We start from the raw sequence: 15278 nt of genomic DNA on the forward strand, positions 1-15278 counted from the left end.
TATGAGAGTATTGCTGGTCAGGAAAGCGGGGCGCCTGTTGACGGCGGTTGTCGGCGTCGTAGTCGTCCTGGCGGTCGTAGCCGCGATGTTTGCCTACGGGCGGGAATACCGCAGCGCCAGGGTCGACCGTTCCAACGCCATGCAGGTTATCAGGCCGGTCCCCGAACAGATCGCCCCCGCCGTAAGCGATTTTTACACCGAATACCGCCTGGAGCGCGACCGGGTGAGGAGCGAACGTTCCGACCTGTTGCGCGAGGCGCTGAAAAACGCCAAAACGGAAGAGTCGCGGCAAAAAGCTCAGGACGCCGTACTTAAGCTTGTGCTGGAAAAGCAACGGGAGTCGGAGATGGAGAATCTCATTAAAGCTAAAGGCTTTGCCGACGCGTTGGTTTTTGTCCGCGACAACGCCGTCAGCGCAGTGGTCAAGACCCACACGCTCAACCGTGATGAAGTGATGCAGGTAGCTGACGTGATTGGCCGCGTGAGCGGCGCGAAGCCGGAAGACATAACAATAAGCGCTAAACCGTGATCCAGAAGCTGTCCCGCCGGGACAGCTTTTGTGCGTATTGTTTTCCGGGTTTCGCTAAGTCCTTTCCGCGCACATATATTTGCTAAGAAGCGGAAAAGTCTGGTATAATAATTCACAGTTATAATGCGTCGTGAAAACCAATATAATTGTTGTAATAAGGGAGAAAGGGAGAGCGGCGATGGAAAAGAAGCTCGAGAGGACTGAGCATAACGACGTCGGCTCGATACGGATCGCCGACGAGGTCGTGGGCATAATCGCCGGCATGGCGGCGACGGAAGTTCCCGGAGTGGCTGGCATGAGCGGCGGCCTGGTGGGCGGCATCGCCGAAATGCTCGGCAAACGCAACCTGTCAAAAGGCGTCAAGGTGGAAGTAGGCGAACGCGAAGCCGCCGTAGACCTGTTCATAATCGTTGAGTACGGGGTGCGAATTCCCGATGTGGCTCTCCAGGTTCAGGAAAACGTGAAACGGGCCATAGAATCGATGACCGGACTCGATGTCGTGGAGGTCAACATCCACGTTCAGGGGGTCGGGTTCGCCCCGGACGTCAAGGACGAAGACGTCCGCGTCCGCTAGAAAGGAGTAATTATGGGGATCTTTGACCGGATCATCCTTTCCATCTACACCTTGCTGCTCGCCTTCCTGTCGCTGGGCGTGATCATCATTTCGCTCCGTCTCGTTTCTTTGGAGCAGTTATGGACAAGCATTTCGCTCATCTACGGTCAGTGGGAGGCCGGAATGGTGGCCGCCGTTTTCCTGCTGGTCAGCATTAGGCTGCTGCTGGCAGGGTTGCGCTCACGCGGCAGAGGCAACACCATCATCCACCACAACGAAATGGGCGATATCCATATCGCGCTCAAAGCGGTGGAAAACTTGGTCGAAAAGGCGGCCCGCCAGGTGCGCGGCGTCAGAGGCGTCAAAGTGGTGGCCAATCACTCGGCGGGGGGGCTCAAGCTACGGATTAAAGCCGTCATCAGCCCCGAGGGCAATATTCCGAGCGTTACCGCCGAGATCCAGCAACGGGTGAGCGACTATATCAAGCGAACTGTCGGCGTGGATTTGGCTGACATGCACATTTTCGTCGAAAACATATCCAATGACTTCAAATCCAAGCATCGGGTGGAATAGGGGGCGGGCTTGATGGACCGCAAGCTGATTGAGGAAATCTGGCAGCATCACAGCGGGAAGGTCGTCGGTTCGACGATTGGCTTCGCCCTTGGCGTCCTGATAATCATTTTCGGTTTCTTTCAGACTATCTTTGTCCTGCTGTGCGTGACCGCCGGCTACATAGTCGGCAAACGCATTGATGAAAAAGAAGATATCATGGACATATTGGACAAGCTATTACCGCCGGGATACCACAGGTAAAAGAAGCGGGGGACGAAGCATGAGCCGCAGGAAGGCCAGGGAAATGGCCCTGCAGACACTATATCAACTAGATTTCAACGCCACTGAACCGGAACAGGCGCTTGCCACTGCCGTCGAAGAGGCTGGCGAGCCGGACGCCAAAACCATGGATTACGCCTGGGCGCTGGTTAGCGGCGCGAATGCCAACAGGACCGCCATTGACGAGATAATCGCCGGCGCGTCGACCGAATGGAAGCTTGACCGGATGGCCAGTGTCGACCGTAACATCGCCCGCATCGCCATTTACGAGATGCGGTTCGGCAGCGAGCCGCTTACCCCAAACGTCGTCATCAACGAGGCGGTGGAGCTTGCCAAGACTTTCGGCACCGAGGAATCCAGTCGTTTCGTCAATGGCATTCTCGGTTCGCTGGTCAAGAAAAAGGGTGCGACATGAAGCTCGTGCTCGGTATCGACACCAGCTGCTACACGACGTCCGTAGCCCTGATGGGCGAAGACGGCTGCCTGGTGGCCGACGAGCGCCGCCTGTTGAGCGTCAGAGCCGGGGGCCGGGGGCTGGCGCAGTCGGAAATGGTTTATCAGCATACCCGGCGTCTGCCCGAGCTTTTCGCAGCAGCCGCCGCCAAAGCCGGCGGTCCGCTAAAATTGACGGCCGTCGCCGCATCCACTCTGCCCCGGTCGCTTCCTGAATCATATATGCCGGCTTTTCTTGTAGGGGCGGGCTATGCCCGGGTCGTCGCCGCGGCACAGGCCGTGCCTTTTATTTCTCTGAGCCATCAGGAGGGACACATCCTAGCCGGCGCCTGGTCCGCCGGCGGACCGTCCGAGGAGCGGTACCTGGCTGTCCACGCGTCTGGCGGCACGACCGAGATCGTGCTCGTAGTGCGCGAGGCAGCCGGGCTAAAGGTTGAAGCTCTCGGCGGCACGTGCGACATCGCCGCCGGGCAGTTAATCGACCGCGTCGGCGTGGCTCTCGGCCTGCCGTTTCCGGCCGGCCCCCGCCTCGAAGAGCTCGCCCTGGAGGGTCAGGCTGCGCCGGCTTCCCTGCCGGTGGCGGCCAGGGGCCTGAGGCTGAGCTTTGCCGGCCCCGAAACCCACGCGCAGCGGCTGCTTGCCAGGGGGGAAGCCCCGGCCGCCGTCGCCGCCGGTATCCAGGCCTGCGTCGCTGAATCGCTGCTCGGGCTGTGCCGGGCGGCGGTTGACGCCACCGGCGCCGGCGCCGTCCTGTTCGTCGGCGGCGTACTGGCGAACGCCTTCATCCGTGGCCGTATAACAACAGTCCTGGGAGCGGCCGGCCTCAGCCTGTACTTCCCCGAACCGCGCTACAGCGGCGACAACGCCGTCGGCGCGGCTTGCCGGGCCAGGTTTCGCTAGCACCACTTTCGCCGACGCGGCATATGATAAACTAACATATGCGGAGGTGGCGGCGATGCTGGTCTACATCATCGGTGGCGCGGTTATCGGGGCGGTCATCGGTCACTTGGTCCCGCCGGGTTCGATATTCTGGTTCGCGGTCGGCGCTGTCAGCGGCGCACTCGTGCAGCGGTACTGGGGCCGCAGATTCTGACGGTCCGCGCCAGGCATTTTTTTTTGCGCGGCTAAATTTATATTTAGTTAATTTCTCAAGGCATAAAGACTGGCAGGGTGATGTTGTTGAATATACTCAGCGTAGGGGCGGTCACCCGCTACATAAAGGCGCTGTTCGAGCAGGACGGTACGCTCGCGAACGTGATGGTGCGCGGCGAAATATCAAATTTCAAGCGCCACTATTCCGGTCATTGTTACTTTACCCTCAAGGACAGCGACGCGACCCTGCGGGCGGTTATGTTCCGCGGCCGAGCCCAATTGCTGCGGTTCGAGCCCAAGGACGGGCTTAAGGTCATTGCCGGCGGGCAGATATCGGTCTTCGAGCGGGACGGCCAATACCAGCTTTATGTGGATCAGCTTATTCCCGAGGGAGTAGGCGAGTTGAGCCTCGCCTTTGCCCAGCTTAAGGACAAGCTCGCCGCCGAAGGGCTGTTCGAAGAAAGCCGCAAGCGGCCGCTCCCGCTGTTGCCGCGGACCGTGGGCATCGTAACTTCGCCGACAGGGGCGGCGGTGCGCGACATTATAACCGTGGCAAAACGCCGGCATCCCGGTGTCAGGCTCATCCTGGTGCCGGTTCAGGTCCAGGGACCGGAGGCTCCGGCCCAGATCGCCCGGGCGATAGAAATACTGAACAGGCTGCGGCAGACCGAGGTCATCGTTGTCGGCCGCGGCGGCGGCAGTATTGAGGAGCTGTGGGCGTTTAACGACGAAAGCGTCGTAAGGGCGATTGCCGCCTCCGAACTGCCGGTGGTATCGGCGGTCGGCCACCAGACGGATTACACCCTCGCCGACTTCGCCGCCGACCGGCGGGCGGCCACGCCTTCACAAGCGGCCGAACTGGTGGTGCCCGACGTCCGGGAATTGGACAAGTATGTGAGAACGCTCAGGGCCATGCTCGAGACCCACGCCCGCGCCCTGGTGGCCGGAAGGCGGCGCCGTCTCGACCTGTGCCTGGCCAGCAGATTGTTCGAACGCCCCGAGCGTCTTTTCGCCGAAAAGCGGCAGACGATCGATATATTAATCCAGCGCCTCCAGCAAGCGCTTAAAACGATAGTGACGACAAAACAGCACGACCTCAAGGTGGCGGCGGAGAAACTGACGATGCTCAACCCGCTGGCGGTGCTGGCCCGTGGCTACAGCATCACCCGCACTCCCGAAGGCCAGGTGGTGCGCCGGGCTGATTCGGTCGAGGCCGGCCAGTTTCTTGAGGTGGTGCTGGGCCTTGGGCGGCTGGACGTGCAAGTAATATGGGCTGAGGAGGAATACGACGGTGCGAAAAAAGGCCCGCGAACAGGACGTATGTTTTGAGGATGCGTTAGGCAAATTAGAATCAATAGTGAAAGAACTGGAAAAAGGGGAGTTGCCGCTGGAAGATGCCCTGGGCATGTTCGCCGAGGGGGTCGGCCTGTCGCAGATATGTCTGACCAAGCTCAACGCCGCCGAACAGGCTGTCGATAAAATCGTCCGCGAGGAAAAAGGACAGCTAAACGAATATCCGCTCAAGGTGGAGGAGGGCGAGAAATGCTGAAGGAGTACTGTCGCCGCCAAATCGAGCTGATCGACCGGGCCCTCGACGGGATGCTCCCCCAGGCATACCCGCCCGCCATATACGAGGCTATGCGCTACAGCCTGTTTGCCGGCGGCAAGAGGCTGCGCCCCATCCTCCTGATGGCGGCGGCCGACGCGGCCGGGGGCGATGGGCGGAAATACCTCCACGTCGCCGGCGGATTGGAAATGATCCATACATATTCGCTCATCCACGACGATCTGCCGGCGATGGACAACGACGACTACCGCCGGGGAAAACTCACCAACCACAAAGTGTTCGGCGACGGCATGGCCATTCTTGCCGGCGACGGCCTCCTGACCGCCGCCTTCGAAACCATGCTGGCCCAACCCGGGGTCGATCCCGCGGCCTTGGTGACTGTCGTGCGTGAAGTGGCTGTGGCCGCAGGCGCCGCCGGCATGGTCGGCGGTCAGGCGGTGGACCTTCAGGCAGCCGGGCGGGAGGTCGACGGCGAAACGCTCAGGTACATGCATCGAGCCAAAACGGGGGCGCTCTTCCGGGCCGCCATCCGTTCCGGCGCTGTCCTGGCCGGCGCGCCCGGGGATAAGCTCGCCGCGTTGACGGAGTATGCCGAACAGTTCGGGCTCGCCTTCCAGATAACCGACGACATCCTCGACGTGACCGGCGACGAGGCCAAGATCGGCAAACCGGTGGGCAGCGACGAGAAGAACTGCAAATCGACTTATGTCTCGCTCTACTCGCTTGCCGGCGCCCGGGATATGGCCGCAGCCGCCGTTTCGGCCGCGCTTGCCTCCCTGGAGGGCTTCGGGAGCGAGGCCGCGGTGCTGAGGGAGTTCGTCAACTATCTTCTTACCAGGGACAGTTAAGGTGGTGCTATGGCAGAATTGCTCGCAGCGGTGGGGAAAAACGTCGTTCTGATGTCGGCCCTGACCGCCTGGTTTTTGGCCCAGGTGCTGAAAACCCTCACCTCGTACTGGAAACATCGTAGGTTCAGAGCGGAAAGACTGGTCGGCGCCGGCGGGATGCCGAGTTCCCATACTTCGCTTGTCGTCGGGCTGGCTTCGGCGGTGGCGCTGCACGACGGCGTCACGTCGGCCCTGTTCGCCGTCAGCATTGTGCTGGCGGGCATCGTCATGTACGATGCCGCCGGCGTGCGCCGGGCCGCCGGCAAGCAGGCGAAGGTAATCAATAAACTCGTCCGCGAGATGCGGGTTGAGCATACGATTAAAGAGACGCGCTTGAAGGAACTCCTCGGCCATACGCCGCTCGAAGTAATGGCCGGCGCGTTCCTCGGCTTTTTCGTCGCCTTCCTTTTCCACAGATTTTTCTGATGCCAACATGTCATTTTATGTTATAATAATAAAGTGGCATGATTAATTATGCGCGTTTATTCGGAAAGAGAGGTACTGCGGTTGGACGGCATACTTGACACGATAGGCGGGCCCGCAGATCTGAAAAGACTTACATTGCCGCAACTGGAAAAGCTCGCCGGAGAAATCCGCGGGCTTCTTATACATACAGTCGCCCAGACCGGAGGGCACCTGGCGCCCAATCTCGGCGTCGTCGAACTTACCCTCGCTCTCCATCAGGTGTTCGACAGCCCGCGGGACAAGATAATATGGGACGTCGGCCATCAGGCGTATGTCCATAAAATCCTCACCGGTCGTCGGCAGCGGTTCGGCAGCCTCCGCCAGATGGGCGGCATCAGCGGCTTCCCGAAAAGGGAGGAGAACGAACACGATATTTTTGGCACCGGCCACTCGTCTACTTCGATTTCCGCCGCTCTCGGCGTGGCGCTCGCCAGGGACATCAACAAGGAGCATTACAATGTCGTGGCCGTCATCGGCGACGGCTCGCTCACCGGCGGGCAAGCTTATGAGGCCCTCAATTACGCCGGTCATCTCGAACGTGACCTGACCGTAATCTTAAATGACAATGAAATGTCCATCGACCGCAACGTCGGCGCGATGTCCGGATATTTATCCAAGCTCCGCACCGACCCGACATACTATCGTATGAAGCACGACGTCGAATATCTCCTCAAGCGCATTCCCGCAATCGGCGAAAGGGTCGCCAATACGGTCGAAAGGCTCAAAGACGGTCTCAAATACCTTGTTGTGCCGGGAATGCTCTTCGAGGAACTTGGCTTCACCTATATCGGGCCGATCGACGGGCACGACCTCGTCTCGCTGACCGATGTGCTGCAAAAGAGCAAGCACATGAAGGGCCCGGTGCTCATTCATGTCATAACTCGCAAAGGCAAAGGCTATGCCCCGGCGGAGTGCAACGCCGACAAGTTTCATGGCGTCGGCCCCTTCTGCGTCGAATCGGGGGAAGTCATCAAGAACGGCTGCAACCCCGCCTACACGGCCGTTTTCGGCGATGCCCTGGTTGAAATCGCTGAAAGCGACCAGGACATTGTCGCCATAACCGCCGCCATGCCTGAAGGGACCGGCCTTAAAAAATTCGCCGCCCGCTTCCCGGGCCGCTTCTTTGACGTAGGCATTGCCGAGCCGCATGCCGTGACCATGGCCGCCGGCCTTGCCGCCGAAGGCAAAAAGCCGGTCGTGGCCATTTACTCCACATTTGTCCAACGAGCGTACGACCAGGTGATTCACGACATCTGCCTGCAGAAGCTGCCAGTGGTGCTCGCCATCGACCGAGCCGGCATCGTCGGCGAGGACGGCCCCACCCATCAGGGCGTTTTCGACTACTCATTCCTTCGCCACATCCCCAACCTTACCGTCATGGCTCCCAAGGATGAAAACGAGCTGCGCCATATGCTTTATACCGCCGTAAACATGTCCGCGCCGGTCGTCATCCGCTACCCGCGCGGCAGCGGCCTCGGCGTCGACACAACCGAGCCATACCGCAAGCTCGACCTTGGCCGCGCTGAAGAACTGCGCGCCGGGAAAGATGTCGTTCTGCTGGCGGCCGGTGTTATGGCCGCACCCTGCCTGGCGGCCAGCGACCTCCTGGCGCGGCACGGCATCCGGGCCGGCGTTGTCAACGCCCGCTACATCAAGCCCCTCGATGAGCAGCTTATCCGCAAGCTGGCGCGTGAAGTAGGGGTCATCGTGACCGTTGAAGACAATATTCTAGCCGGCGGCTTCGGCTCCGCCGTACTCGAATACGTTAACGCCGAAAACCTTAACTGGGTAAAAGTATTCCGGGTGGGCCTCCCCGACAAGTTCATCGAACACGGCTCACGCGCCCAACTCCTCGCAAAATACGGCCTCACCGGCGAAGGTATCGCCGCGGTCGTCGCCCAATATATGCAACGGTTCGGGGTGCGATGATGGGCAAGGAGCGCCTCGATGCCCTTGTCGTGCAAAAAGGCCTGGCAGCCAGCCGGGAACGGGCCAAAGCCATGATAATGGCCGGGCAGGTTTATGTCGATGGCAGGAAAACCGACAAGGCGGGCACGCTCGTGCCGGAGGCCGCGGTCGTAACCGTCAGCGGGCGCGACCTCGCCTACGTAAGCCGCGGCGGGCTGAAACTCGCCAAAGCGCTCGAAGTTTTCGGCATCGAGCTTACCGGCAGAATCATGGCCGACATCGGCGCTTCCACCGGCGGTTTCACCGACTGCGCCCTCCAGAACGGGGCGGCCAGGGTTTACGCCATCGACGTGGGTTATGGCCAATTGGCCTGGTCACTCAGAACCGACCCGCGGGTCGTCAACATGGAGCGCACCAACATCCGCGACGTAACGCCGGCGGACATCGGTGAGCCGCTGACGTTCGCCGCCGTCGACGTAGCCTTTATCTCGCTCGACAAAGTATTGCCGGTTTTAAGGACGCTGCTCGCGCCGGCGGGCGAGGCGATAACGCTCGTCAAGCCGCAATTCGAGGCCGGGCGGGAAAAAGTCGGCAAGCGCGGTGTCGTCAAAGATGCCGCCGTCCACCGCGAAGTCATATCGCGTATTATCGCCGTTGCCCGCGATCTCGGCTTTCTTCCCGCCGGTCTGACCTATTCGCCGGTAAAGGGGCCGGAAGGCAACATTGAATATCTCTTATACTTGAAAACTGCCGCCGAAGGCGCAGGGATAAGCGACGACGCCGTCGACGAGACGGTGGCCGAGGCCCACGCCGTTTTGCGCGGATAAATAGGGAGGGGAAGGCCGTGCTGACTGTCGGCATATTCCCGAACACCAGGAAGGAAAGCGTCGGCACCGTGCTCGACTGGCTGGTCCGGCACTTCAAGGAAAGCAACATCCGCACCCTTCTGCCCACGGACGCGGCCCGGGAGATGAATTGTCCCGAGTTCGGCTGCGGGAAAGAGGAGTTTAAGGAACAGATCGACCTCGCCATCGCTCTGGGAGGCGACGGCACGCTCATCAGCGCCGCCCGCGAAGTCGCTCCGGCCGGCGTCCCGGTCTGCGGCGTCAACCTGGGCCAACTGGGCTTTCTAACCGAAGTCGAGCTGCCTGATCTCGCCCCGGCTATCGATCGCCTCATCCGCGGCGACTATTTCGTCGAAGAACGCCTGATGCTGGACGCCATCGTCCGCCGCGATGGCCAGGATCTGTTCATCTCCTCGGCTGTCAACGACATCGTTGTCACCAAAGGCGGCTTTTCCCGTCTTGTCAGGCTGAAAGTCTATCTCGACAACGCCCTTACCGCCCGTTACCCGGCCGACGGTCTGATTGTCGCCACCCCGACCGGTTCCACCGGCTACTCGCTGTCGGCCGGCGGCCCGGTGGTCAATCCCAACCTCAAGGTCATTCTTCTGACCCCCATCTGCCCCCACACCCTCCATGCCCGCTCGCTGGTCGTATCGGAAAAGGAAGAGATTAAAATCGCCATGCAGGCTACCCACGACGACATCGTCCTGACCGCCGACGGCCAGACGGTCTACGACCTGAGGACCGACGACGTCGTTATTGTCAGGCGCGCCCCCTGCCGGGCGAGATTCGCCCGTCTCGGCGGCCAGAGCTATTCCCAGACGCTGCGCAGCAAGCTCTGGCGGGACGACGACAATGACAATTGCTAACGCGTTATCCATGGCCCGCCAGCTGTTGCAGGACAAGCTGTCCGCCGCGCGGACGGTGGTGGACGCCACCGCCGGCAACGGGCGCGATACCCTTTTCCTGGCGGCAAACACTCCTGCCGACGCGGTTGTCTGGGCCTTCGACCTCCAGCAGGAAGCGCTTGACGCCACCGCCCGGCGCCTGACCGAACACGGGATGACCGGCAAGTGCCACTTAATCCGCGACTGCCACAGCCGGGTAGCCGACTACGTGACTGGCCCGATCGACGCCGCCATGTTCAACCTCGGCTACCGCCCGGGCGGCGACCACGGCTTCACCACCCGCGCCGAAACAACCGTCGCCGCCCTCGGTTCGATAACAAGCCTTCTGGCGACCGGCGGCATTGTAACAATCGTCGCTTACCCCGGTCACGGCGCCGGCGAACAGGAAAACACCGCTGTGGCCGATTTTCTGGCCGCCCTTCCCCAGGCAGTTTTCACGGCGGCCGCCTGGAGGATGCTCAACCAGCGTAACCGGCCGCCCATCCTGTACATAATCGGGAAGAAAGGAAGTGAGTCGGTATGAAGGCTGCGCGTCACGCCCGCATAAAAGAGATCATCGATAACCAGGTTATCGAGACCCAGGAAGAATTGGCCGAAGCGTTACGAAAAAAGGGCATCGAGGTGACCCAGGCCACCGTATCCCGCGATATCAAGGAACTGATGCTCATCAAAGTCCCCACCGGCGACGGTCAATACCGTTACGCTTTCCCGCCCGAACAGAACCTCGTCTTTTCCCAGGCCCGCCTTGAGCGCGCCTTCCAGGATTCGGTCGTCGGCATGGACCACAGCCTGAACATTATTGTCATCAAAACGGTGCCCGGACTCGCCCAGGCGGTCGCATTCGCGGTCGACAGCACCAAGTGGCCGGAAATCATCGGCACGGTGGGCGGCGACGACACAGTGTTCATCGTCGTCAAGCCCCCGGAAGCGGCGGCCGGCGTTCTGGCCAGGTTCCGCGCCCTGCTCTGAAGACATGACAGGGGAGGAGGCTCTTCATGCTGAAAACCCTTTCGGTTACCAATTTTGCTCTCATCGAGCAGGCCAGCGTCGAATTCGCCGGCGGGCTCAACATCCTCACCGGCGAAACGGGGGCCGGCAAATCCATCCTCGTAGACGCCCTCAGCACCCTGCTCGGCAGCAGGGCGGAGCGTGACGCCATACGCAGCGGCTGCGACTCCTTCAGAGTCGAGGCCGTCTTCGACGTGGCCGCCAACGCCAATGTCCGCGCCATCCTCGACGATCAAGGCATACCTCTGGAGGACGGCTCCACCCTGATAATCAGTCGCTATCTTTCGCGGCAAGGAAAAACCGCCATCCTTGCGAATGGCTGCCACGTCACCGTTGGTGTGTTGCGCCGTCTCGGCGACGAACTCGTCGATATGCACGGACAGCACGAACACCAGGCCCTACTCAGGCCCGAGGCCCATCTGGCGTTAGTCGACTCTTTCCTGCCCGGCGGCCGGGAAAAGCTCGCTCACTACCGCGGTCTGTACGATGCCTGGAGCGAACTCGGCGCCGCGCTCGCCCGCACTGAGACCGATTCGCGCGAACGCGCCCAGCGCCTCGACATGCTAACCTGGCAGACCCAGGAAATAGCCGCCGCCGCTCTCAAGGACGGCGAAGAAGAAGAACTTGCCCGCGAAATCAGGCTGCTAGGCAACGCCGAGAAGATAATCGGCGCCGTAAGTCGGGCTTACGGCCTGCTTTCCGAAGGAGGAAGAGGATCGGGCGGCGCCCTGTCGGACCTCGCCGAGTGCCGCAAGGAACTAGAATCCGCTGCCCGCTTCGACCCCGCGCTGGCCGCGAGACTGGAAACGATCAGCGAGGCTATCTACCAACTCGAAGACATCGCCGCGGAACTGCGCGACTACCGGGAAAGCGTCGACTTCGATCCGGGACGTCTGACCAGGCTGCAGGAGCGGATGGACGCCATTCACACCCTGAAACGGAAATACGGCGCCAGTATCGCCGCTATCCTTGAATACTACCGCCAGGCGACGGCCGAGCTGGCCGACATCGCCAACTATGAGGAACGCCTTGCCGCGCTCGGCGCCCAGCGGGCCGCCGCGGAACAGGAACTGGCTCAGGCAGCCGCAGAACTCGACAGGCTGCGCCGCGAAGCTGCCGCCGAGATCGCCGGCAAGGTCCGCGACCATCTTGTCGATCTTGGCATGCCCCAAGCTGCTCTCGCCATTGAAGTCAGGACGGCGGCGCGCTTTACACCCACCGGCATCAACGAGGTTGCCGTACTGTTTTCGGCCAATCCCGGCGAAGAGCCCAAACCGTTGGCTAAGGTAGCCTCGGGAGGCGAACTTTCCCGCATCGCTCTGGCGTTTAAGACGGTTGCCGCCAGTGCGGACGGCGTCGGCACGATGATCTTCGACGAAGTAGACGCCGGCATCGGCGGTCAGACTGCCAGAATGGTCGCCGAGAAGATCGCCCTCGTCGCCGGCGACAAGCAAGTCCTCTGCGTCACTCATCTTCCCCAGGTTGCCGCAATGGCCGACCGGCATTTGGCAGTCGCGAAGATGGTCAATGGCGACCGCACGAACACAGTTATCAGAATACTTGACGATGACGCCCATCTCCAGGAGGTAACCCGGATGATCTCCGGCGACAATATAACCAGGGCGGCTCTGGATAATGCCGCGGAAATGATAACGGCAGCGAAGTATCGTAAAGAAATATGGAAAAATAAAGCGCAAGCGTAAGCTTGCGCGATTTATTTTTAATAAACGATTAATTATGACTCAATAAGACAATATATGCTACATATTCCGGAATAATCCCCGAAAAAATCGGGTAACTTTACAGTGCGGGTAAAGTTGCTCCCGAAATAAAAAGATTCGGGGTGATGACGGAAGATGTCAGGCAAAAATCGCCGTTCTGCGTTCGGCTTGCTGCTTGCCGTGCTGATTGTCGCATTCTCCTTTTCGCCCCCGTTTCGCGATATCTACCAACTTCCGCCACATATGCGCATTATCGAAGGAGAGACCGCCAGCCTCAATGTCGCCTTTCCATGGACAATGACGGTCAACCAGGAGCAGGCCGTAAGGGTCCGTTCCACCCACGGTTTCTCCCGCCCGGTAGCGCTGGAGCCGGTGAGTCTGGGCAAGGCGACGCTCGAATTCAAGCTGCTGGGGCTGATTCCGGTCCGTACAGTGCAGGTCGACGTACTACCGCCGATCAAACTGGTGCCAGGAGGCCACTCCATCGGCGTAGTCCTCCATTCACAGGGCGTCATCATCGTCGGACATTCACCCGTAGCCGGGCCGGACGGCAGCCGCTCCCCCGCGAAAGAAGCGGGAATCGCGATCGGCGATGTCATCCTCAGTATTAACGGCACTCCCGTACAAAGCGACAGTCAGTTGGCGGAGGTTATCGACGCCAGCGGCCGCGAGAACCGGGCGGTCAGTCTCCTGGTAAAGCGCGGCGCTGCTAGTTTCGAAATATCGCTTCGGCCGGTTTTTTGCCAGGACACCCGACGATATCGCATCGGCCTGTTCGTGCGCGACAGCGCTGCCGGCGTCGGCACGCTTACCTTCTATGAGCCGCAGACCAATACCTACGGCGCCCTCGGCCACGTCATCACCGACAGCGACACCAACCAGCCCATTGACTGCAACCAGGGAAAAATCGTCCTAGCCACGGTATCAGGAATACAACACGGGCGGCGGGGCCACCCGGGTGAAAAAATCGGCGTCTTTATCGAAGAAGACCAGATACTCGGCACCATCGAGAAAAATACCCCTTTCGGCATTTACGGACAATTATCAGCGTACCCGCCGCAGGAGAAGTACGGAAACGGTATTCCCGTCGCTTCCATGAGCCAGGTTCGACTGGGGGCGGCGGAACTGCTAACCGTCATCGACGGCCAGAAGATCGAGCAGTTTGCCATCGAAATCCAGAAAATTAACCTCCAGGAAACTCCAGAAGGCAAAGGTCTTGTCATAAAGGTCACCGACCCCCGCTTACTTGAGCGAACAGGCGGCATTGTCCAGGGCATGAGCGGCAGTCCGATCCTCCAGAATGGCAAAATCATCGGCGCCGTTACGCACGTCTTCGTCCACGATCCGACGCGCGGTTATGGGTGCTTCGTCGACTGGATGCTGATGGAGAGCGGCCTCATTCCACGTCGGGAAAAGCAGACGGCCAGAAAGCTATTCACGCTTTCTGGCCGTTTTTCGTTCTCCGGTCCGTCAATAATAAGTTTTTTTCCGATATCCGCATAAAAAATCTCAAAAATTTGGATTTTATTTCCAGTCAAGGAAGGATATGCCGCAGATATGTCGAATTGTATTTTCCAGAAAACTGGGCAGGGAGGATTTGTTGATGATAAGAGAGGCAATAAAGGTGGCTATCGCTGATGACAACCGCGATTTCGCCGACATTATGCAGGAATGCCTGAGTCAACAGCAGGATATTAACCTTGTTGGGGTCGCATACAACGGGGAGGAAGTCCTGGCTCTTATTGACGAGAAAAAGCCTGATGTCGTTATTCTGGACATCATTATGCCACACCTCGACGGCATCGGCGTGCTGGAACGCATCAGCACTATGAGTGGCAAACGTCCCAAGGTAATTATGCTGACGGCACTTGGCCAGGAGAACATAACCCAGCGGGTGGTTGAGCTGGGCGCCGATTACTACATTTTGAAGCCGTTCAATATGGACGTACTGATCAACCGTGTCCGCCAACTGGCCAACGCCATCACCTCCCAGCGTCCCGCCGCCACCCAGTCGATCAAGGCGCGGCCTCTAGACGTCGAGGTAACCAACATTATCCGCGAAATCGGCATCCCGGCCCATATAAAAGGCTACCAGTATCTCCGCGACGCCATAATGATGATCATCAACGAGATAGAACTTCTCGGCGCGGTCACCAAAGTCCTCTACCCGATGATCGCCGAGAAGTATTCCACCACCCCCAGCAGGGTGGAGCGGGCTATCCGCCACGCCATCGAAGTCGCCTGGAGCCGCGGCAACATGGATATGATCAACCGCCTGTTCGGTTATACCGTCAAACTCGAGAAAGGCAAACCCACCAACTCCGAATTTATGGCGATGATCGCCGACAAACTCCGGATGGAGATGCGTGCGTGACGCGCATAGTATACGCCCCGTGCTTCCTTCGATACGAAGCGCGGGGTTTATATTTTTCAGGCAGGATTTTTCATCCTGGAAAGGAATAAACTATGTGAACAACCGTCCGCGGCGTTTCCGCGGGCAGAACGGAGCTG

Annotated in this window: 19 protein-coding genes; all 19 read left to right on the top strand. The window is 59.9% G+C overall.

Features of this window, described 5'->3' with window-relative positions; all coding sequences use genetic code 11:
* Window position 1: 1 nt before the first annotated feature.
* The 19 genes from Q4T40_07440 (at window position 2) to spo0A (ending at window position 15141) form a co-directional block, all read left to right on the top strand.
* Window positions 2-529, top strand: coding sequence for a SpoIIIAH-like family protein (locus Q4T40_07440; protein MDT8901065.1), 528 nt, complete (start codon window positions 2-4; stop codon window positions 527-529).
* A gap of 178 nt (window positions 530-707) precedes the next feature.
* Window positions 708-1103: an Asp23/Gls24 family envelope stress response protein gene (locus tag Q4T40_07445; GenBank protein ID MDT8901066.1), complete on the top strand. Its 396-nt coding sequence runs from the start codon at window positions 708-710 to the stop codon at window positions 1101-1103.
* A 12-nt stretch (window positions 1104-1115) separates the two neighbouring features.
* A complete protein-coding gene (gene amaP / locus Q4T40_07450) occupies window positions 1116-1655 on the top strand; it encodes an alkaline shock response membrane anchor protein AmaP (GenBank protein ID MDT8901067.1) in 540 nt (179 codons plus the stop codon).
* Window positions 1656-1667: 12 nt separating this feature from the next.
* The gene (locus tag Q4T40_07455; protein MDT8901068.1) at window positions 1668-1895 is read left to right on the top strand and encodes a DUF2273 domain-containing protein; all 228 of its coding nucleotides are present in this window, start codon (window positions 1668-1670) and stop codon (window positions 1893-1895) included.
* 19 nt (window positions 1896-1914) lie between these two features.
* Window positions 1915-2328, top strand: a complete 414-nt coding sequence (gene nusB / locus Q4T40_07460) for a transcription antitermination factor NusB (GenBank protein ID MDT8901069.1) — start codon at window positions 1915-1917, stop codon at window positions 2326-2328.
* Window positions 2325-3266: an O-sialoglycoprotein endopeptidase gene (locus tag Q4T40_07465; GenBank protein ID MDT8901070.1), complete on the top strand. Its 942-nt coding sequence runs from the start codon at window positions 2325-2327 to the stop codon at window positions 3264-3266. The genes nusB and Q4T40_07465 overlap by 4 nt, the downstream gene beginning before the upstream one ends.
* A 55-nt stretch (window positions 3267-3321) precedes the next feature.
* Window positions 3322-3459: a hypothetical protein gene (locus tag Q4T40_07470; protein ID MDT8901071.1), complete on the top strand. Its 138-nt coding sequence runs from the start codon at window positions 3322-3324 to the stop codon at window positions 3457-3459.
* Window positions 3460-3545: 86 nt separating this feature from the next.
* Window positions 3546-4787, top strand: coding sequence for an exodeoxyribonuclease VII large subunit (gene xseA / locus Q4T40_07475; GenBank protein ID MDT8901072.1), 1242 nt, complete (start codon window positions 3546-3548; stop codon window positions 4785-4787).
* Complete coding sequence (xseB, locus tag Q4T40_07480) at window positions 4750-5007, top strand: exodeoxyribonuclease VII small subunit (protein MDT8901073.1); 258 nt, start codon at window positions 4750-4752, stop codon at window positions 5005-5007. The genes xseA and xseB overlap by 38 nt, the downstream gene beginning before the upstream one ends.
* The gene (locus tag Q4T40_07485) at window positions 5001-5873 is read left to right on the top strand and encodes a polyprenyl synthetase family protein (GenBank protein ID MDT8901074.1); all 873 of its coding nucleotides are present in this window, start codon (window positions 5001-5003) and stop codon (window positions 5871-5873) included. The genes xseB and Q4T40_07485 overlap by 7 nt, the downstream gene beginning before the upstream one ends.
* A gap of 9 nt (window positions 5874-5882) precedes the next feature.
* Entirely contained in the window at window positions 5883-6338 is a 456-nt protein-coding gene (locus Q4T40_07490; protein ID MDT8901075.1) for a divergent PAP2 family protein, read from the top strand.
* Between the two features lie 81 nt (window positions 6339-6419).
* Window positions 6420-8306, top strand: coding sequence for a 1-deoxy-D-xylulose-5-phosphate synthase (gene dxs, locus Q4T40_07495; protein ID MDT8901076.1), 1887 nt, complete (start codon window positions 6420-6422; stop codon window positions 8304-8306).
* Window positions 8306-9112 carry a TlyA family RNA methyltransferase gene (locus Q4T40_07500; GenBank protein ID MDT8901077.1) on the top strand — a complete coding sequence of 269 codons (807 nt, stop codon included), beginning with the start codon at window positions 8306-8308 and terminating at the stop codon, window positions 9110-9112. The genes dxs and Q4T40_07500 overlap by 1 nt, the downstream gene beginning before the upstream one ends.
* Window positions 9113-9129: 17 nt before the next feature.
* Entirely contained in the window at window positions 9130-9999 is an 870-nt protein-coding gene (locus Q4T40_07505) for an NAD(+)/NADH kinase (GenBank protein ID MDT8901078.1), read from the top strand.
* The gene (locus tag Q4T40_07510) at window positions 9986-10561 is read left to right on the top strand and encodes a class I SAM-dependent methyltransferase (GenBank protein MDT8901079.1); all 576 of its coding nucleotides are present in this window, start codon (window positions 9986-9988) and stop codon (window positions 10559-10561) included. The genes Q4T40_07505 and Q4T40_07510 overlap by 14 nt, the downstream gene beginning before the upstream one ends.
* On the top strand, window positions 10558-11007 hold the full coding sequence (gene argR, locus Q4T40_07515) for an arginine repressor (GenBank protein MDT8901080.1): 450 nt from the start codon (window positions 10558-10560) through the stop codon (window positions 11005-11007). Before Q4T40_07510 ends, argR begins: the two co-directional genes overlap by 4 nt.
* A gap of 26 nt (window positions 11008-11033) precedes the next feature.
* Complete coding sequence (gene recN, locus Q4T40_07520) at window positions 11034-12749, top strand: DNA repair protein RecN (protein ID MDT8901081.1); 1716 nt, start codon at window positions 11034-11036, stop codon at window positions 12747-12749.
* 153 nt (window positions 12750-12902) lie between these two features.
* On the top strand, window positions 12903-14270 hold the full coding sequence (spoIVB, locus tag Q4T40_07525; GenBank protein ID MDT8901082.1) for a SpoIVB peptidase: 1368 nt from the start codon (window positions 12903-12905) through the stop codon (window positions 14268-14270).
* A gap of 100 nt (window positions 14271-14370) precedes the next feature.
* On the top strand, window positions 14371-15141 hold the full coding sequence (gene spo0A, locus Q4T40_07530) for a sporulation transcription factor Spo0A (protein MDT8901083.1): 771 nt from the start codon (window positions 14371-14373) through the stop codon (window positions 15139-15141).
* Window positions 15142-15278: the final 137 nt, after the last annotated feature.

It is taken from the genome of Selenomonadales bacterium 4137-cl, from assembly GCA_032334055.1.
GTDB classification, from domain to species: domain Bacteria; phylum Bacillota; class Negativicutes; order Sporomusales; family UBA7701; genus Anaeroselena; species Anaeroselena agilis.